Source organism: Haloplanus sp. HW8-1, from assembly GCF_023703795.1.
GTDB classification, from domain to species: Archaea; Halobacteriota; Halobacteria; order Halobacteriales; family Haloferacaceae; genus Haloplanus; species Haloplanus pelagicus.
Genome location: NZ_CP098518.1, coordinates 936,798 through 954,533, shown reverse-complemented (window position 1 = coordinate 954,533; position 17,736 = coordinate 936,798). Strand labels below are relative to the sequence as shown.

At 67.8% G+C, this 17,736-nt stretch carries 21 protein-coding genes; 13 read left to right on the top strand and 8 right to left on the bottom strand.

The genetic code is table 11. The features are described from left to right. The first annotated feature begins 3 nt into the window (after positions 1–3). The 3 genes from NBT82_RS05120 (at position 4) to NBT82_RS05110 (ending at position 3,421) form a co-directional block, all read left to right on the top strand. The gene (locus NBT82_RS05120) at positions 4–1,548 is read left to right on the top strand and encodes an acyl-CoA carboxylase subunit beta (protein ID WP_251331353.1); all 1,545 of its coding nucleotides are present in this window, start codon (positions 4–6) and stop codon (positions 1,546–1,548) included. Position 1,549: 1 nt separating this feature from the next. Next, complete coding sequence (locus NBT82_RS05115; RefSeq protein WP_251330495.1) at positions 1,550–1,798, top strand: DUF8022 family protein; 249 nt, start codon at positions 1,550–1,552, stop codon at positions 1,796–1,798. A 69-nt stretch (positions 1,799–1,867) separates the two neighbouring features. Continuing rightward, entirely contained in the window at positions 1,868–3,421 is a 1,554-nt protein-coding gene (locus NBT82_RS05110; RefSeq protein WP_251330494.1) for an ATP-binding protein, read from the top strand. A 64-nt stretch (positions 3,422–3,485) separates the two neighbouring features. Here the strand turns inward: NBT82_RS05110 and NBT82_RS05105 are convergent, their stop codons facing one another. Further along, on the bottom strand, positions 3,486–3,680 hold the full coding sequence (locus tag NBT82_RS05105; RefSeq protein WP_251330493.1) for a 30S ribosomal protein S17e: 195 nt from the start codon (positions 3,678–3,680) through the stop codon (positions 3,486–3,488). Between the two features lie 145 nt (positions 3,681–3,825). Between NBT82_RS05105 and NBT82_RS05100 the strand changes: the two genes are divergently transcribed. Further along, positions 3,826–4,614 (top strand): hypothetical protein, encoded by a 789-nt coding sequence (locus tag NBT82_RS05100; protein ID WP_251330492.1) that lies wholly within the window; start codon positions 3,826–3,828, stop codon positions 4,612–4,614. A gap of 125 nt (positions 4,615–4,739) precedes the next feature. Here NBT82_RS05100 and NBT82_RS05095 read toward each other — a convergent pair whose 3' ends face one another. The 4 genes from NBT82_RS05095 to cofD are packed head-to-tail and all read right to left on the bottom strand — an operon-like array spanning position 4,740 to position 7,964. Continuing rightward, the gene (locus NBT82_RS05095; protein ID WP_251330491.1) at positions 4,740–5,345 is read right to left on the bottom strand and encodes a DUF447 domain-containing protein; all 606 of its coding nucleotides are present in this window, start codon (positions 5,343–5,345) and stop codon (positions 4,740–4,742) included. Further along, positions 5,342–6,202 carry a triphosphoribosyl-dephospho-CoA synthase gene (locus NBT82_RS05090; RefSeq protein ID WP_251330490.1) on the bottom strand — a complete coding sequence of 287 codons (861 nt, stop codon included), beginning with the start codon at positions 6,200–6,202 and terminating at the stop codon, positions 5,342–5,344. The genes NBT82_RS05095 and NBT82_RS05090 overlap by 4 nt, the downstream gene beginning before the upstream one ends. Further along, positions 6,199–6,972 (bottom strand): tRNA-dihydrouridine synthase, encoded by a 774-nt coding sequence (locus tag NBT82_RS05085; RefSeq protein ID WP_251330489.1) that lies wholly within the window; start codon positions 6,970–6,972, stop codon positions 6,199–6,201. Before NBT82_RS05085 ends, NBT82_RS05090 begins: the two co-directional genes overlap by 4 nt. Further along, on the bottom strand, positions 6,972–7,964 hold the full coding sequence (gene cofD / locus NBT82_RS05080) for a 2-phospho-L-lactate transferase (protein ID WP_251330488.1): 993 nt from the start codon (positions 7,962–7,964) through the stop codon (positions 6,972–6,974). Before cofD ends, NBT82_RS05085 begins: the two co-directional genes overlap by 1 nt. A gap of 109 nt (positions 7,965–8,073) precedes the next feature. Here cofD and NBT82_RS05075 point away from each other — a divergent pair, with 109 nt between their 5' ends. From NBT82_RS05075 to NBT82_RS05055, 5 genes are all read left to right on the top strand, one after another. Further along, on the top strand, positions 8,074–8,817 hold the full coding sequence (locus NBT82_RS05075; RefSeq protein ID WP_251331352.1) for a proteasome assembly chaperone family protein: 744 nt from the start codon (positions 8,074–8,076) through the stop codon (positions 8,815–8,817). A gap of 45 nt (positions 8,818–8,862) precedes the next feature. Then, the gene (locus NBT82_RS05070; RefSeq protein WP_345780675.1) at positions 8,863–9,465 is read left to right on the top strand and encodes a nucleotide exchange factor GrpE; all 603 of its coding nucleotides are present in this window, start codon (positions 8,863–8,865) and stop codon (positions 9,463–9,465) included. Positions 9,466–9,625: 160 nt separating this feature from the next. After that, positions 9,626–11,530: a molecular chaperone DnaK gene (gene dnaK / locus NBT82_RS05065; protein ID WP_251330487.1), complete on the top strand. Its 1,905-nt coding sequence runs from the start codon at positions 9,626–9,628 to the stop codon at positions 11,528–11,530. Positions 11,531–11,581: 51 nt separating this feature from the next. Continuing rightward, positions 11,582–12,742, top strand: coding sequence for a molecular chaperone DnaJ (dnaJ, locus tag NBT82_RS05060; protein WP_251330486.1), 1,161 nt, complete (start codon positions 11,582–11,584; stop codon positions 12,740–12,742). Then, complete coding sequence (locus tag NBT82_RS05055; RefSeq protein ID WP_251330485.1) at positions 12,743–13,456, top strand: long-chain fatty acid--CoA ligase; 714 nt, start codon at positions 12,743–12,745, stop codon at positions 13,454–13,456. 3 nt (positions 13,457–13,459) lie between these two features. On the opposite strand, the gene NBT82_RS05050 is transcribed toward NBT82_RS05055, so the two are convergent. Next, a complete protein-coding gene (locus tag NBT82_RS05050) occupies positions 13,460–14,140 on the bottom strand; it encodes a DUF2238 domain-containing protein (RefSeq protein WP_251330484.1) in 681 nt (226 codons plus the stop codon). A 9-nt stretch (positions 14,141–14,149) separates the two neighbouring features. Next, the gene (locus tag NBT82_RS05045) at positions 14,150–14,773 is read right to left on the bottom strand and encodes a metal-dependent hydrolase (protein ID WP_251330483.1); all 624 of its coding nucleotides are present in this window, start codon (positions 14,771–14,773) and stop codon (positions 14,150–14,152) included. Positions 14,774–15,155: 382 nt separating this feature from the next. Between NBT82_RS05045 and NBT82_RS05040 the strand changes: the two genes are divergently transcribed. Beyond that, positions 15,156–15,740 carry a GNAT family N-acetyltransferase gene (locus tag NBT82_RS05040; RefSeq protein WP_251330482.1) on the top strand — a complete coding sequence of 195 codons (585 nt, stop codon included), beginning with the start codon at positions 15,156–15,158 and terminating at the stop codon, positions 15,738–15,740. On the opposite strand, the gene NBT82_RS05035 is transcribed toward NBT82_RS05040, so the two are convergent. After that, positions 15,737–15,952 carry a DUF8142 family protein gene (locus tag NBT82_RS05035; protein WP_251330481.1) on the bottom strand — a complete coding sequence of 72 codons (216 nt, stop codon included), beginning with the start codon at positions 15,950–15,952 and terminating at the stop codon, positions 15,737–15,739. The genes NBT82_RS05040 and NBT82_RS05035 overlap by 4 nt on opposite strands. 195 nt (positions 15,953–16,147) lie before the next feature. On the opposite strand from NBT82_RS05035, the gene cdd reads away from it, so the two are divergent. The 3 genes from cdd (at position 16,148) to NBT82_RS05025 (ending at position 17,711) form a co-directional block, all read left to right on the top strand. Further along, positions 16,148–16,561 carry a cytidine deaminase gene (gene cdd, locus NBT82_RS05030; protein WP_251330480.1) on the top strand — a complete coding sequence of 138 codons (414 nt, stop codon included), beginning with the start codon at positions 16,148–16,150 and terminating at the stop codon, positions 16,559–16,561. A 122-nt stretch (positions 16,562–16,683) separates the two neighbouring features. Next, positions 16,684–16,815: a hypothetical protein gene (locus tag NBT82_RS20005; RefSeq protein ID WP_256476677.1), complete on the top strand. Its 132-nt coding sequence runs from the start codon at positions 16,684–16,686 to the stop codon at positions 16,813–16,815. Between the two features lie 92 nt (positions 16,816–16,907). Next, positions 16,908–17,711 carry a nucleoside phosphorylase gene (locus NBT82_RS05025; RefSeq protein WP_251330479.1) on the top strand — a complete coding sequence of 268 codons (804 nt, stop codon included), beginning with the start codon at positions 16,908–16,910 and terminating at the stop codon, positions 17,709–17,711. The last annotated feature ends 25 nt before the right edge of the window (positions 17,712–17,736 follow it).

The following is a 17,736-nucleotide window of genomic DNA, read 5'->3' as shown; positions in this document are numbered from 1 at the left end:
ACCATGGACGAGCGGATCGAGGAACTCCGGGAAAAACGGGAGCGGGCGCTCCTCGGCGGGGGTGAAGACCGGATCGAGTCCCAACACGACAAGGGGAAGATGACCGCCCGCGAGCGGATCGACTACTTCCTCGACGACGGGACCTTCACCGAGTTCGACCAGTTCCGGACCCACCGGATCCACAAGTTCGGCATGGAGGAGAAGAAACTCCCGGGCGACGGCGTCGTCACCGGATACGGGGAGGTGAACGGCCGCAAGACGTTCGTCTTCGCCCACGACTTCACCGTCTTCGGCGGGTCGCTCGGCGAGGTCATGTCCGAGAAGATCTGCAAGGTGATGGACAAGGCGATGGACGTGGGGGCGCCGATCGTCGGCCTCAACGACTCCGCGGGTGCACGCATCCAGGAGGGAGTCCGGAGCCTCGCCGGCTTCACCGACATCTTCCACCGCAACGAGCAGGCAAGCGGTGTCGTGCCCCAGATCTCGGGCATCATGGGTCCCTGTGCCGGCGGTGCGGTCTACTCCCCCGCCATCACCGACTTCGTCTTCATGGTGAAGGACACGAGCCACATGTTCATCACCGGGCCGGACGTCATCAAGACGGTCACCGGCGAGGAGGTAACCTTCGAGGAACTCGGCGGGGCGGTCACCCACGCCTCGGAGACCGGCGTCGCCCACCGCGCCTTCGAGGACGAGGAGACGGCCCTCGACAACATCCGTCGCCTGCTCTCCTATCTCCCCCAGAACAACGTCGAGGATCCGCCGCGGGTCGATCCCTGGGACGACCCGGACCGCTCGGCGGACGAACTCACGGACGTGGTGCCCGATCAGCCACAGAAACCCTACGACATGACCGACGTGATCGACGCCATCGTCGACGAGGGCTCATTCTTCGAGATCCACGGCGACTGGGCGAAAAACGTCGTCGTCGGGTTCGGCCGTCTCGACGGGCGTTCGGTCGGTCTGGTCGCCAACCAACCCCGGTCGAACGCCGGGACGCTCACCGTCGACGCCAGCATGAAGGCCTCGCGGTTCGTCCGCTTCTGTGACGCGTTCAACGTTCCGATCCTCACCTTCGTCGACGTGCCCGGATACATGCCCGGCACCGACCAGGAACACCGGGGGATCATCCGCCACGGCGCGAAGCTTCTGTACGCCTACTCCGAGGCGACCGTTCCACTGCTCACCGTCATCACGCGTAAGGCCTACGGCGGCGCCTACTGCGTCATGGCGTCGAAACACCTCGGCGCGGACGTGAACTACGCGTGGCCGTCCTCAGAACTCGCCGTGATGGGGCCGGAGGGGGCCGTGAACATCCTCTACAGCGACGAACTCGCCGACGCCGACGATCCCGAGGCTCGGCGTCAGGGTCTCGTCGACGAGTACCGCGAGGAGTTCGCCAACCCCTACACGGCCGCGGACCGCGGGTTCATCGACGACGTGATCGAACCCCAGAACACCCGGTCGCGACTGGTCGACGACCTCGGGATGCTCACCACCAAGCGGGTGTCGAACCCCGAAAAGAAACACGGTAACATCCCGATCTGAGATGCACGTAGAGATTCCCGACGACGCGACCGACGACGAGGCTGCCGCCATCGCCGCCGCGGTCGGAGCACACGTCCGCGACGGCTATCTCGCCGCGGCGGCGGCCGCGGAGTCGTCCGACGACGCCCGGACCACGGATCCCTGGACGTTCGCCGGGCGGATCGAGGGGCTCCAGCACCGGTCGGTCCGCGTCCCCGGAAACGTGCCGACCGACGCCTGGACCGCGTCCGGCCGCACCGACCGGTTCTGACCAAGCGCCCGGATTCCGCCCCGTCGAAGTTCAATACGCATATACGGCGGCCCTTCGAACGCCACTCCCGTGAGCGAACGACACGGGAACGCCGACGACCGCGTCGGAGAGCCCGTCGGAGGCGACTTCACCACCCGTCTCGGCGAGCACCCCCGGCGGGCGGGGTTGATCGGGTGGCTGGGGGCGGTCGTCGACGACGTGCCGGTACCCTGGCGGCGGCGTCTCGGAAGCGGTGCCGTGGCCGGCGTTGGGCTCTTTCTGATGGGGATTCCGGTGCTCCACGCCGCACGACACGCCACGACCGTCGATTCCGTCGCCGGCGACCTGCTGCCGCTTTCCTTTGGTGCCGTGTTGCTTCTGACGGGGCTGTGGCTCCGCTGGGGAAGCGACGATGGCACGGCGCCGCTGGTGACGGCGTTCTGGGTCGTGACCGGTCTCGCGGCCTCCGGAGCCGTCTCGCTGTACGTGCTCACCGCGCACGTCGCTCACGGCCACGTCGTCGAGTCGCCGCTGTTTCTCGCCTACGACGTGGCCGCGACCGGCGCCGTCGCCGGCTTGCTCGTCAGTCGGTACGACGTGCGTTCCCGGCGTCGCCACCGGCGGCTGAGCGAACAGGAGCGCCAGTTCCGGGCGGTGTTCGAGGGGACACTCGACGCACTCGTCATCACGGACGACCGGGGACGGTACGTGGCCGCCAACCCCGCAGCCGCAGAGCTGTTCGGCCTCTCGCGGACGGAACTGGTGGGAAAGCGGATCGAGGACTTCATGCCCGAGGACGCGAGCACTGGGGCACAGTGGTCGACGTTTCTCGAGGCCGGTGGTCAGCGCGGCGAGGTCGACCTCGTCCGTCCTGACGGCGAGACCCGAACGGTCGCCTTCGCCGCCACCGCGAACGTCCTCCCGGGACGTCACCTCTCGGCGCTGCGAGACGTGACCGAGCGCACGCAACGCGAGCACGAACTCGCCGAGGAGCGTGCCCGGATCGAGTTCCTGAACCGACTGCTCCGTCACAACGTCCTCAACGGCATGAACCTCGTGTTGGCGAAACTCGACTCGCTCGCCGCCGCCGTTCCGTCGGATCGACGTGAAGACGTCGACGTGGCCCGCCACCTGAGCGAGGAGATCGTCGACCTCGTCCAGACCGCACGGCGCCTCGCGGCCGACGTGACCGGCGAGTCGAGCGAGCGTCGAGTCCTCATCGCCGACCCGCTCTTGGCGGCGGTCGAGAGCGTTCGGGAGTCGTATCCCACGGCGACCGTCGAGATATCCCCGCCGGACGCCGACCTCCGCGTCCGCGCCGACGACATGCTGGAGACGGTGTTCGATCACCTCCTGACGAACGCGTGCAAACACAACGATCCCGAGTCGCTCCGGGTGAGCGTCGGTATCGAAGCGGACGCGGAGACGGTGACGGTGAGCATCGCCGACGATGGGCGCGGCATCCCGGCGGCGCGGCGCGACGCGCTGTTCGACGGCGGCGGATTCGAACACAGTCGCGACTGGGGCGGGTTCGGACTCTCCATCGTCGACATCCTCGTCGACAGGTACGACGGCCGCGTGTGGGCCGAAGCCAACGATCCGAGCGGTGTCGTGTTCTACGTCGAACTCCCGCGGCCCGACTGAGGGTGCCGACCGAGGCGGGCGACGCCGCCGCTCCCGACCGTGGTGGACCGAGAAGATCTCCGGCTCAGGCCTCTGCGGCCGCGCCCGACTTCTTCCGCGTGATGTAGCCCGCGATCCGGTTGCGAACGCCCTTCGATTCGACGTTCGTCAGTTTCGAGACGCTCTCCTTGTTCGTCTCGAAGTCCGTGTTGAACGCCTCCGGATATCGCTCCAGGAGGATCCCGCCGAGCTGTTTGACGTATTTGGGTTTGATAGCCATATCTCTCATACCCTCGGGAGCGTTTAGTAAAGTTTCGTCTTGGCGCCGCGGAAGTCAAAAGAGTTCGATCCATCCGGCAGTGGACTATATACGGAAGAAATGATTATGAAACGACATGTCCGGAAGCAAAAAAACGAGGCGATATATGCGAAAAGATGGGGACGAAGAAGACTTCGAGACACAGTTATCGAAGATCATACGCACACAGTTTCGAACCCACCGACGGGAAATCGTCGTCGTCTCCACGATTCTGGCCATCTGGGCGGCGGCGGAAACCACGGGCGTCCTCAACCTCGTCGCGATACGTCTGCCTTATTCGCCCGGCGAGATAGCCGACATACTGGTCGGGACCCTCTCGCTGTTGCTGACGTTCATCCTCGTCTCCATCTATCAACGACAGACGGAGATCCTTCGGAACCAAGAAAAGCTCATGGAGAAGGAGTATCAGCCGTTGATCCGGGCGGATATCGACGTCATCGACGATTCTATCGTTTTTCTGATAGAAAATACCGGGCGCGAAGCGGCCGTCGACCTTACCGCGGAATGGGAGCTCGGAGAGAGCGAGGACGCCTGGCGATCGCCGTTTCTCTCGTCCGGGAGGGACTACTGGATGCCCGTCACGATCACCGACGGTCGTGGTCACGAGGACCCTCTCACGGTCGATCATCTCGAACCACTGGTGGCGGCCGAGGAGCTATCCCTGCGGAACCAACGAGGGACGGAAGTGGAGCCGTCTCTGTCGTGGACGGTCGAATGCAGTGACATCGTCGGCAACGAGTATTCGTTCGGTGGAACGATCGACTTGGTGGACGCCTTCGATAGAATACGACGAGTCTCGTCAAGTACTTCGGAGGTCGAGGTGATGCGGCGGACGAACGGTATCCTCGACGACATCGAGACGGAACTGGAGGCGATGAACAGCGATCTGTACTGAGGATCCGATCACCGGTTGACGGAGACGACCTTCCCGCGGACGACGCTTCGGAATCGTCGTCCGGCCGGTCGGTCGAGGATCGGTTACCGGGTACCGAAGCCGACATCCCAACCGATACGCGCGAGCTACGGGTCGTTCCATCGCTCACGCCACCCGACCAAGTCGTCGATGCGAGCGAAGGCCTCGCGGTCCCCCGTCCCGCCACAGCGCTCGACCGTCTCGGCGAAATACGCCAGGCGGTCGAGCAGCCTGTCAGTGTCGTAGGCGGGCACGTCGAGCCGCGAGGCGGCCACCGTCGCGTCGACGACGGCGTAGAACCCGCGATTGATCGTGGGGACCGTCCGTGATCGGATCGTCGGGTCGCCGGGCGAGAGCTTCCACTGGACCCACTCGGTGCCGTCCTCGACGCCCTCGTCGAGGCGCGTGACCGTCACCTCGACCCACGCGGCGGCGCCCGGTCGCACGGGGTCGGCCGTCTCGGTCACGTCGAGGGCGGCGTCGACGAACTCCCGGGGGTCGGTCGTGAACTGGACGACGCCACCGCCGCGGCGCTCGAAGTTGCCACGGGTTCGGGTCCGTCCCCACGTCGTCGCGGTCACGGGATCGGCCGGGTCGTCGGGCGCGTGGAGGCCGAGCGCCGCCTGGTTCCAGCGATCGTTCGGGCCGAGCGTGGCCACGACCGACTCGGTGACGCCGCGCAGGTCGACCGGCCAGTCGCCGGACGCCGTCACACCGGCACCCCGCGTTCGAGCGCGACGAAGGCCACCGCCGCAGTGAGGTCGGCGGTGGTCCCGGGGTTGATCCCCTCCTCGCGGAACGCCTCGGCCAGTTCCTCGGCGGCCGCCAGATCCCCGCGGGCGGCGTCGGCCCGTCGACTCACCGCTGCGGCTCGCTCGTCGCCGTGTTCGATCGCGACGAGGGTGTCGGGACGTTCGGCCAACAGGTCGAGGAAGATCCGAGCGAGGCGGTCGGTCACGGGACCCTCGTCCACCAGCACCCGGTCGGCGGCCGCGAACGTGCGCTCGAAGCCGGTCGTCCACTCGCGGGCGTTGCCGTCGCGCTCGGCGCTCAACGACAGTACGTCCGAAAGCGTCAGGTCGCGCTCCCGGAGCGCCGGGACCGCGTCGGCGCCGCGGCGTACGTCGAGGGCGTCCGCGTCCGGCGGCGGGTCGTCGACCGCCACGTCGACGTGGTCGAACGCGCGGTAGAAGCCCGCGGCGTCGTCGACGGTCGTCGCTTCGGTCACCTCGGCGACGCCGGCGGGGGAGAGCCGATCCGTCGCAGCCGCCCGAACCAGCGGGACGAGCAAGAGCAAACAGCCAAACTGCGTGTTGTCGCCGTCCTGCTGGCTCATGCCGCGAACCGCGCGCTCGAAGGCGTCGCCGATCGGCGGGCGCTCCGGGTCGGCGGCCAGTTGCAGTCCGGGGCGAGCGCCCACCGCTCCCGCGAGGAAATGCTCGAACCGGAGGTCGTCGTGGTCGCGGTGACGGTCCACGTTGCCCGGCTTGGGCGTGCTCGCCACCTCCAGCAACAGGGCGAGTTCGGCGTGGTCGACCGGCGTCATGTCGGGGCGAGGGTGATCGCTCATCCGGGCACCTCCCCGTCGCCCCGGAGCGTCGACGCGTCGCCGGCGCTCCGGCACTCCCAGGCGTCGACCGCGCGGGCGACCCGCCGAAGGACCGCGGGGTCGTCGCTCGGCCGACCGACGCTGACGCCGTCGGCGCCGTAGCCGAGGTACTCCCAGGTCGTCCGCCGGTCGCGGACGCCGTTGTTCGCGAGGACGAAGAGGTCGGGTGCGGCGGCGGCGACGGCGGCGACGACGGGTTCGCTGTCCATCGCGTCGACGTGGATGGCGTCCGCTCCCGCCGCCGAGAGCCGCCGCGCCGTCGTCGGGAGGTCCACGCCGTCGACTTCGGCGCGGACTTTCACGCTCACGGTCGCCCCGGCGTCGGCCGCCGCGGCGACGTAGCGTTCCAGACGCGCCGTATCGCGAAGCAGTGTCTCGCCACAGCCGACCGCGCGGAGTTCGTCCTGTCGGCAGTGGGCGTTGATCTCGACGACCGCGTCGTGGCGGGCACAGATCGCTGCGGCCTCCCGGAGCGGGTCGACGGTCGCGCTTCGGACGTTCATCCCGGGGCGGATCGGCGCGTCGGAAAGGGCGGCGAGTTCGGCCTCGACGAAGGCGACCGGGTCCTCGGGGAGGAACTCCTCGCGTCCGCGGGCGACCAGATCGCGGGCCGCCTCGCGAGCGTCGTCGTCGACGGCGATGCCGCCGAGGAAGGCGAGGTCGGCGAACGCGGCGCCTTCCCGTGCCCACGCGGCGTCGGCCGCGCCGCTGAGGCTGGCGAGGGCGAGCATCAGCGTACCTCCGCGAGTGCGTCGGCGACGGCGCGAGTGACCCGCCGGGCGTCGTCGGGCCCGTCGATCCGGGTGTCGGTCCGCACGACCGGGCGGTCGAGCGCCGTGCCGTCCGCGTCGTCGAGGACGAACGCGTCGGCGAAGGGGTAGGCCTCAGCGACGCCGGCGGTCGAGGGATCAAGACCGACCCCGCGCATGAGGTCGGCGGCCGGCCCCGAGAACACTTGGTCCTCGATGAAGGGGGAGACGGCGACGACCGGTGTGTCGTCGAGGGCGGCCTCGACACCGGGAAGCGCCCGGATCGGCCCGACGCTCGTGACGGGGTTCGATGGGCCGATCACGACCGGGCCGTCGAGGGCGTCGCGGACGGCGGGGGTAGGGTCGGCCGACGCCGCCCCCCGGAACTCGACGTCCTCGACCGCGGGCGCGGCCCGGCGAGCCACCCAGTACTCCTGGAAGTGCATCGCCCCCGCCTCGGTGTGGACGATCGTCGCCACGGGGTCGTCGCTCATCGGCAGGAGATCGACCGTGAGGTCGAAGGCGTCGGAGAGACGGTGGGTCGCCTCGGTCAGAGTCGACCCCTCGTCCAGCAGACTGGTCCGGGTGAGGTGGACCGCCCGGTCCCGATCGCCGATCTCCATGAATTCGGCGACGCCGGAGAAGCGCCGCCAGCGGGCGAGGCGACGGCCGGCAGTCTGCCGGTCGGGTGGCAGATACCGGGGTCCGTCGTCGAGTCCGGCGGCGGCGGCGATCCGCCCCAGTTCCGCGTGAGTGGCGGTCGTGTCGTCGTCGATCCCCCACCACGTCTCGCGGTCGAGGACGCCGCCACCCCGAAAGAGGACGGTATCGAGGTCGGGACAGACCAGCAGGCCGCCGAGTTCCACGTCGTCGCCGGTGTTGGCGACGGCCGTGATCGTCGCGGGATCGAAGGCGGCCTCGGCCCCGTCGAGGAGCTTCGGCGTGCCCGTCCCGCCGGCGAGAAACGTGACCATGCGCGCCGTAGAGCGTGGGTGGATTTGTGCCTTTGGGGCCGATCCCGACGCCCGGGGGGACATCATCCCACGCACCATCCTTACGGGACTCCCGGTCGAAGGCGTTCGCATGAGCGGGATCGAGATACACCACGACGACGTATCGCTCGACGCGCCGACGCTGGTCGAGGGACTCCCGGGCGTCGGCCTCGTGGGCAAACTCGCGACCGACCACCTCGCAGAGACGTTCGACATGGTCCACTACGCGGACGTCCACTGCGAGGGGTTGCCGCCGGTGGCGACCTATCAGAGCGGCGACCACGATCTGACGACGCCGGTTCGGCTGTACGCCGACGCGGAACGGGACCTGCTCGCACTCCGGAGCGACGTCCCAGTGACACCCCCGGCGGCCTTGGAGTTCGCCGAATGTCTGTCGGCGTGGGCGGACGGCGACGAGGTGACTCCCATCTACCTGAGCGGGATCGGTCGGGAGCGCGATGACGGCACGACGCCGGGGCTGTACGGCATCGCCACGGGCGACGCCGACGATAGCCTCGCAGCCGTCGGAATCGAGGCTCCCGACGAGTCGGGGCTCGTCTCGGGGCCGACGGGAGCGCTGTTGAGCCACGCCGTCCGCACCGGGACGACGGCGCTGGGGCTGATCGTGGAGTCGACACCGCAGTTCCCGGACCCGCGGGCGGCCGCACACCTGCTCCAGAGCGGGATCGGCCCGCTGCTCGGCGTGGAGATTCCGGTTGACGAACTCACCGACAGCGCGGAGGAGATCAGGCGAGCCAAGCGCCGACTGGCCCGACAGATGCAGGAGGCCGAGGAGACGAGTTCGCAGGCGCGGCCGCTCGGGATGTATCAGTGAGCGTGTTCTGCAAGCCTTAAGCGACCCGAGGCGTTTCCTTCGGGTATGCAAGAGGATACGGCCGACGGAACGACGACGGACGGCGCCGCCCCCGACGACGAGGACGCCGGAGAGGCCGTCGATCTCGCCGACCGCGTCGGCGAGTACGACGCCGACCTCGGCGCGGCCGTCGGGAACCTCGAAGCGCGTATCGAGGAACTCGAGGCGGAACTCGACGAGGAGCAGGCCCGTGCCGACGACTTGGAGTCCCGGCTGAAACGCAAGCAGGCCGACTTCCAGAACTACAAGAAACGCACCGAGCAACAGAAAGAAGAACTCAAAGAGCGCGCCACGGAGGACTTCGTGGCCCGTCTGGTGCCGGTCCGGGACGACCTGGTCCGTGCGCTCGAACAGGACGACGACGTCGACATCCGGGACGGCGTCGAGTCCACGCTCGCGTCGCTGGATCGCGTCCTCGAATCGGAGAACGTGTCGGCTATCGAACCGGAGGCGGGCGACGATGTCGACCCGACCCGTCACGAGGTGATGATGCGCGTCGAGAGCGACGAACCCGAAGGGTCCATCGTCGACGTCTACCGTCCCGGGTACGAGATGGCGGGGTCGGTCATCCAGGAGGCACAGGTGACGGTCAGCGAGGGACCGGCCTGAGGCGCGGCCCCGGGGCCGCTGATTGCAGTTCTACATAAATGGTGTCGGTGCCGAGTGACGAGCGGTTCCGAAATCGAACGACGGGAGCGACCCGGATGGGAACGGCGACTCGGCCCGTCTAGTAACCTTTAACCGAACTAAACCGGTAATCACGGACAAGATGGCGAGCAACAAAATTCTGGGCATCGACCTCGGGACCACGAACAGCGCGTTCGCGGTCATGGAGGGAGGCGAGCCGGAGATCATCGTAAACGGCGAGGGTGACCGGACGACACCCTCCGTCGTCGCTTTCACCGACGACGAACGCCTCGTCGGGAAGCCGGCGAAAAACCAGGCCGTCCAGAACCCCGAGCGTACGATCCAGTCGATCAAGCGCCACATGGGCGAGGAGGACTATTCTGTCGAGATCGACGACGAGGAGTACACACCCGAGCAGATCTCGGCGATGATCCTCCAGAAGATCAAGCGGGACGCCGAGGAGTACCTCGGTGACGAGGTCGAGAAGGCGGTCATCACGGTGCCGGCGTACTTCAACGACCGGCAGCGACAGGCGACCAAGGACGCCGGCGAGATCGCCGGCTTCGAGGTCGAGCGCATCGTCAACGAGCCGACGGCGGCCTCGATGGCCTACGGTCTCGACGACGAGTCGGATCAGACCGTCCTCGTGTTCGACCTCGGGGGCGGGACGTTCGACGTGTCGGTACTCGATCTGGGCGGCGGCGTCTACGAGGTCGTCGCGACCAACGGTGACAACGACCTCGGCGGCGACGACTGGGACCAGGCGATCATCGACCACCTCGCCGAGGAGTTCGAAAGCGACCACGGGATCGACCTCCGCGAGGACCGACAGGCGCTCCAGCGGCTGAAAGACGCCGCCGAGGAGGCCAAGGTGGAACTCTCCTCGCGCAAGGAGGCGGACGTCAACCTGCCGTTCATCACGGCGACGGACGACGGCCCGATCCACCTCGAAACGTCGATCACGCGCGCGAAGTTCGAGTCGCTGACGGGCGACCTGCTGGAGCGGACGGTCGACCCGACCGAGCAGGCCCTCTCTGACGCCGGCTACTCGAAAAGCGACATCGACGAGGTGATCCTCGTCGGCGGGTCGACCCGGATGCCACAGGTCCAGGAGAAAGTGGAGGAACTGGTGGGCCAAGAGCCGAAAAAGAACGTCAACCCCGACGAGGCCGTCGCGCTGGGTGCGGCGATCCAGGGCGGCGTTCTCGGCGGCGAGGTCGACGACATCGTCCTGCTGGACGTGACGCCGCTGTCGCTGGGAATCGAGGTCAAGGGTGGCCTGTTCGAGCGCCTGATCGAGAAGAACACCACCATCCCGACCGAGGAGTCGAAGATCTTCACCACCGCGGCGGACAACCAGACGATGGTGCAGGTCCGCGTCTTCCAGGGTGAACGCGAGATTGCCGAGGAGAACGAACTGCTCGGCGAGTTCCAGTTGACCGGCATCCCGCCGGCGCCCGCGGGCACCCCCCAGATCGAGGTCTCGTTCAACATCGACGAGAACGGCATCGTCAACGTCGAGGCCGAGGACAAGGGCTCCGGCAACGCCGAGTCGATCACCATCGAGGGCGGTGCCGGCCTCTCGGACGAGGAGATCGAACGGATGCAGGAGGAAGCCGAGGAACACGCCGAGGAGGACCAAGAGCGCCGCGAGCGGATCGAGGCCCGCAACGACGCCGAGAGCGCGATTCAGCGCGCCGAGACGCTCCTCGAAGAGAACGAGGAGAACGTCGACGACGAGACCCGCGAGTCGGTCGAAGCGGCTATCGCCGACGTCGAGGAGACCCTCGACGACGAGGACGCGGAGACGGAAGACCTGAAAGACGCGACCGAAGCGCTCTCCGAGGAACTCCAAGAGATCGGCAAGCAGATGTACCAAGAGCAGGCCCAGCAAGCCCAGGCCGGCGCCGGCGGTGCGGGTGCGGGCGCCGGTGGCATGGGCGGCATGGGCGGTCCCGGTCCCGACGCGGGCGCCGGTGCCGCCGACGGCGACGAGTACGTCGACGCCGACTTCGAGGAGAAAGACGACGACGAGGACGACACGTAGGCTCCGAGCCGCGTTTTTGAAATAGGTGGGACCGATACGAGGTGACAACTGATGACAGAGGATTTCTACGACGTACTCGGCGTGTCCCGGGATGCCTCCGAAGACGAGATCAAACGGGCGTACCGGACGAAGGCATCCGAGTACCATCCCGACGTCAGCGACGACCCGGACGCCGAGGAGAAGTTCAAGAAGGTACAGAAGGCAAAGGAGATCCTCACCGACGAGGAGAAGCGCCAGGCGTACGACCGGATGGGTCACGAACGCTTCGAACAGGCCGAGAAGCGGGGCGGCTTCGACGGCGGCGGTGGTGGCGCCGGCGGCGCCCGTGGGAACCCCTTCGGCGGTGGTGGCGGTGGCGCCGGCGGCTTCGAGGACATCTTCGAGCAGTTCTTCGGCGGCGGTCGCGGTGGCGGTGGCGGCGGCGACCGTCCCCGACAGGGACAGGACCTCCGCACCTCGCTTCGACTCGACCTCGAAGAGGCCTTCGAGGGCGTCGAGCGCGAGTTCACGGTCACCCGACCGGAACGGTGTTCGGACTGCGACGGTGAGGGGCACCCGCCCGACGCCGACGCGGAGACATGTCCGAACTGCGACGGCCGCGGACAGGTGACCCAGGTCCAACAGACGCCGTTCGGCCGGATGCAACAGACCGGCACCTGCCGGCGGTGTTCGGGCGAGGGCACTCTCTACAGCGAGACGTGTTCGACCTGTGGCGGCGAGGGACAGGTCCGCGAGGAGTCGACGCTCTCGGTCGACATTCCGGCGGGCATCCGCGACGGGCAGACCCTCCGGATGGAGGGCGAGGGTGCGCCCGGGCAAAACCGCGGACCGAACGGCGACCTCCTGATCGAGGTGTCGGTCGCCGACCATCCCGACTTCGACCGCGACGGCGACGACCTGCAGTACCAGCATCCCATCTCCTTCCCACAGGCGACCTTCGGCGACACCGTCGAGGTGCCGACGCTCGACGGTACCGTCGAGATGGACGTCCCGTCGGGGACCCAAAGCGGCGAGACGTTCCGCCTGAAAGGGAAGGGCATGCCCCGCCTCCGGCGTCGGGGGCGTGGTGATCTCTACGTCCAAGTACAGGTCGTGACGCCCGACGACTTGAACGAGGAGCAACGCGAGGCACTCAAGCAGTTCGCCGAGGCCGGCGGCGAGGAAGTCGACGTGAACGAGGGCTTCTTCGAGCGGATCAAGAGTAGTTTCTGAATGACCGTCTCCGTCCTCGGCGATCTCGTCGGCCGCGACCGGCGGAGCGAGCGAATCGCCCTCCGGATCGTCGCCCGCGACCGCGAGATCAGCTATCGCGACTTCTGTACGACCGCCTGGAAGGCCGGCCACGCGCTCAGTCACCTCGGGGTCCACGAGGGGTCGACCGTCGCCCTCGACCCCGACCCGGAACCCCAGATCCTCGGAACGCTGTTCGGCGCGGCGCTACTGGGGGCCCGGGTCACGTTCGACGCGAATGCCGACGCGCGGGTCGTGATGGGGCACGTCGACCGGGAACGTGACCTCGACGACGGCGATCGGAAGGTGCTGGTGTACGGTGGCGCACCGGCGGCGACGACGACGACCCACTGGGAGGGCGTCGTCTGGAGCGAGAACCCGTCGATGCCCCCCGGTGAGCGGTCGCCCGGCGAGCCGGTCGTCTTCGACGGCGGGTCGACGTGGTCACACCGCGACCTGTTGGAGCGGGCGAGCGGCGTGGTCGACACGGCGGAGCTAAACGACGGGAGGGCCGTCGCGCTCCGGGCGTCGCTCGCCGACCCGCGTGCGGTGATCGCTGGCGTGATCGCACCGTTGCTGGCCGGCGGGACGGTCGTACTCCCCGACCCGGACGACGGTGCCGAGGGCGTGGCCGAGGTCGCCGTGGGTGACGCCGGCGTGCCGGAAGACCGGCGGATCGGACTCGACGCGGTGTAGGCCTCACCTCGCCATCCGGAGACCGACGAACACGAGTATCGAGCCGGCGATGGCGACGCTCACGCTCCAGAGGAGCGCCACGCCGGTCGGGACGGGAAGCCGTTCGACGACTGGCACGAAGAGGCGGAGATCGATGGCGACGGTCACGAGCGCGCCGACGGCGTCGAATCCCAGATCGAGCGCCGTGTCCCGCCGGCCGTAGTGAACGAGTACCGGTTCGACGCCGTACTGCTCTCCGATCTCGCGGGCGATCAGTTCGATCAGTTCCCAGGCTACGCCGACAGCGACGGTCAGCAGGATCGTCGCACTCGGGAGGGTGGGCGGGGGTCGTCCCGTGACGGTCCCGTCGGGGGCGCTCACGAGGAGGGCGGCGTAGATCAGTGCGGCGACCAGACCGGCCGAGACCGTGTGTGTCAGATGGTCCCACCACCACACGGACTCGTAGAGTCCGAACATGCCCAGACAGTGGAGCAAGCCGGCCACGGCGATCCACAGCGCGAGGGGAGACCCGACGTCGGCAACCCACGGGAGAGCGGCCGTGGGCAGGACGGCGAGACCGAACGCGACGGCGGCGTTGACGGCGACGGTCACGTCTCGCCGGCGAAGGGCTTCGAGAAGGATCCCGCCGATGGCGGCCTGGAACACCAGCGTCCCGAATCCGAGCGTGTCGATCATCGGTTCCATCGGTGCCGACTACTCGTCGGCCGGGGCGTGACGGGCCCGATACCGGGCCGGGAGGTAGGGCGTCGTCCACGCTGGAAGCGACGATACGAGGTGTTCCGCGACCGTCGGGAGGGTACGACGGACGGATGCGTAGACGATCGCCACGACGAGTGCGCCGGCGACGAGCCACCGGTACGGCGGACCGACGACGGCGAGCAAGGGTGCGGCGAGCAGAACAGTCAACAGGAGGTCGGTCGGCGATCCGTCGTATCCGACGCCCCGTCGTGGTGCGATCCAGCGGCCATGGTAGTGGTCGTAGACGGCACGTCGCGACGTAGCCTCCCATGGCCGGAGTTCCAACCCGCCGCCGAAGACATCGGCGACGCTGTGGGCCGCCGCAGCGAGCAAGAGTGCCGTGAGGCCGACAGTCGTCGCCGACGGAATCAGCAGCGTTACGGGTAGACTCGCCACGCCGACGGCCGCGTAGTAGACCGGATAGTGCAGCGTCTCGCGGTGGCCGACGTACATGTCCAGATCGGGCAGGACGCCGCCGAGAAAGCCCGCTCCGAGTGCGACACTCCCGAACTCGGGCATGGCGAGTGCCGCCGGCAGAGCCAACAGCATCCCGGCGATGGCGTGTGTCGGCAACATCATCCCGCCGGAACCACGGCGACCGGACGTTTGAGTATGTCGGTCGTCACGTCGGATGGCACCGTTCCGCGGCCGACGGTCCCCAGTGATCTCCACGACGAGGGCGCATCTCGTCGGATGAACTCCGCTCGGTAGGGATACTCATGCGTCATGTGAACGTTTATGAGCGCCGTAGCGGTGTCGTCTTCCGGTCGAACGGTGCCGTCGGAGAAGTGGATTCCCGAGTCCGTTCCCGTTTGCGTTGATTCCAACGCTGATCGCGTACGGTGCCACGATCTTCGCCATCGTCGTGGCGCGGGTGGGCCACGAGCGGGGAAGACGTTCCAGCCCTTCTGGGCCCTGCTGCCGGCAAATCCTTTTACCCCCCGGCTCACTACGTCGCAGCATGTACGTCCGGGATGCCAAGAACCGAGACGAGGCCTGGTTGCTCGACCACATCGAGGAGATGGCCCTCGACGACGCCGCCTTCCGGTCCCGGGATTACGTCATCGCGGTGGACGAAGAGACGAACGAGCGGGCGGGGTTCGGCCGGGTTCGCATCCACAAGACCGACGCCGGCGACTACTGTGAACTCACCGGCGTCGGCGTCCTGCCCGCGTGGCGCGGGCAGGGCGTCGGCGCCCACGTCGTCGAGCGCCTCGTCGAGACGGCGGCCGCCGAGGGGTTCGAGACTGTCTACTCGGTGACCGACCAGCCCAACTATCTGGCGCGGTTCGGCTTCGACCCCGTCGAATCGAGTACGCTTCCGGAGCGGATGGCCGAGCGGGTGACGGCAAAGCGGGAGGCAGTTCAGCCCGACGCCGTCGCGACGGCCCTGGACGTCGACGAGTTCGTGATGCCAGGCCGGCTTCGGGAGGCGTTCAAGAACGCGACCCCCGGCGCGGAAGGGGAGGAGTCCCCGGAGGCCGACGCCGAGGATTTCGGCATCGACCCGGAGAGTGCGACCTACAAGTACGACACCGGTCGCTAGGTGCGCTCGTCGAGGAAGTCGGTGCTGAACGCCAGCCACGCCAGTACCGTACAGAAGAGGATCGGTGGAAGGATGGCGAACGCCCACAGCGGCTCGATCCCCCAGAACAGGAGGAGGAGCACGTCGGCGAGCCCGAGCAACAAGAACGGCGTCACCGCGAGCAACGCGCGCCGTCGGTTCGGTGTCGACGCCTCACCCTGCGGGAGTGCCATAGGTTCCGATCGGCGCTCCGCGAGTAAAAGTTCCCCGGGTGCGAGCCGTCGGCCGACGGGTCGTTCGGATGGGAGGTTCCCATCGCCGAAACCGGCGACAGCGGAGCGATCTCCGGCGTCGCAGACGACGGAACGGACGCGGTACCGACCCGGTCGTGCCAACCCATATGCGCCCTCGGCGTGTACGGGCCGAGCGTGACCGACACCCTCGTCGAACGCGCCCGTGACGCCCTCGATACGGCGTACGTCCCGTACTCGGAGTATCGAGTGGGTGCCGCGATCCGAACCACCGACGGCACCGTCTTCACCGGCAGTAACATCGAAAACGCCAACTACAGCAACAGCCTCCACGCCGAAGAGGTAGCCCTCGCGTCGGCCGTCACGGACGGCCACCGCACGTTCGACCGTCTCGCCGTGACCTCGGGCGCACGCGACGGGGTCACGCCCTGCGGGATGTGTCGCCAGACCCTCGCGGAGTTCTGTGACGACGACCTGCGGGTGGTCTGTGACGAGGGCGACGGGACGACGAGCGAGTACACCCTCGGCGAACTGCTCCCGTCGACCATCGGTCCGGAGACGCTCGAAGCAGCCAAACGTAGTGGAGAATGAATCTGTGCGAAACGAACGTACATCAAATCTGATTCAGACACAACTTCCTTAGACAATATTACGTCTGTGCAATACATACTCACAGCAGCCTTTTATGTTGGGAGTGACATCGTACTATCAAGATGGCACGACTCAGTCGCCCGGCCGACCCGTCCGAACTGTCGACCTGTCCGTCCTGCGAGAACGACGTGCTGAACGTGCAGGGCATCCACGCGTGTTCGACCTGTAGCTGGGTCACCCCGGAATACCAGTAGTCCCCGGTCGCGTCCCGCGGCCGCAGTCGCAGGGTCCCGAACGACGAGTAGCCCACCGCAGCTATTTCACGTCCGTTTTCGTACGGCCACCTATGACAGACGATAGCGGCCAGCAGTACCACCTCGACGTCGCTCCTGGCGACGTGGCGGAGACGGTGTTGTTGCCTGGCGACCCGGACCGCGTCGACGTCGTCACCGACCACTGGGACGAGGCCGAACGGGTCGCGAGCCACCGTGAGTACCGCACTGCGACGGGAACGTACGAGGGCGCGCCGCTCTCGGTTACCTCGACGGGGATCGGCAGTCCGTCCGCCTCCATCGCCGTCGAGGAACTCGCTCGCGTCGGCGCGGAGACGTTCCTCCGGGTGGGGTCCTGTGGAGCCATCCACCCGGAGATTGGCGTCGGTGATCTGGTCATCACGACGGGTGCCGTCCGTGGCGAAGGGACGAGCGAGGAGTACGTCCGTGAGGAGTACCCCGCCGTCGCCGATCACGCGGTCGTCTCGGCGCTGATCGCGGCCGCCGAACGCCTCGGCTACGACTACCACTGCGGCGTCACCCTCAGTACGGACAGTTTCTACGCGGGGCAGGCCCGCCCGGGATTCGAGGGCTTCGAGGCGGCCGGGAGCGAGACGTTGCTCGACGACCTTCGGACCGCGAACGTCAAGAACATCGAGATGGAGGCAAGCGCCGTGTTGACGCTCGCGAACCTCTACGGGCTTCGAGCGGGCGCGGTGTGCACCGTCTTCGCCAACCGGACGACCGGCGAGTTCCGCACCGAAGGGGAGGGTCGGGCCGCGGCGGTCGGCAGCCTGGCCGCCGCGCTCCTCCACGAGATGGACGGCCGCCGCGAGGAGGCCGACGCCGGCGCGTGGCACGCCGGCCTCTCGCTGTAACTGTACGCTATCTATCAGATCAAGG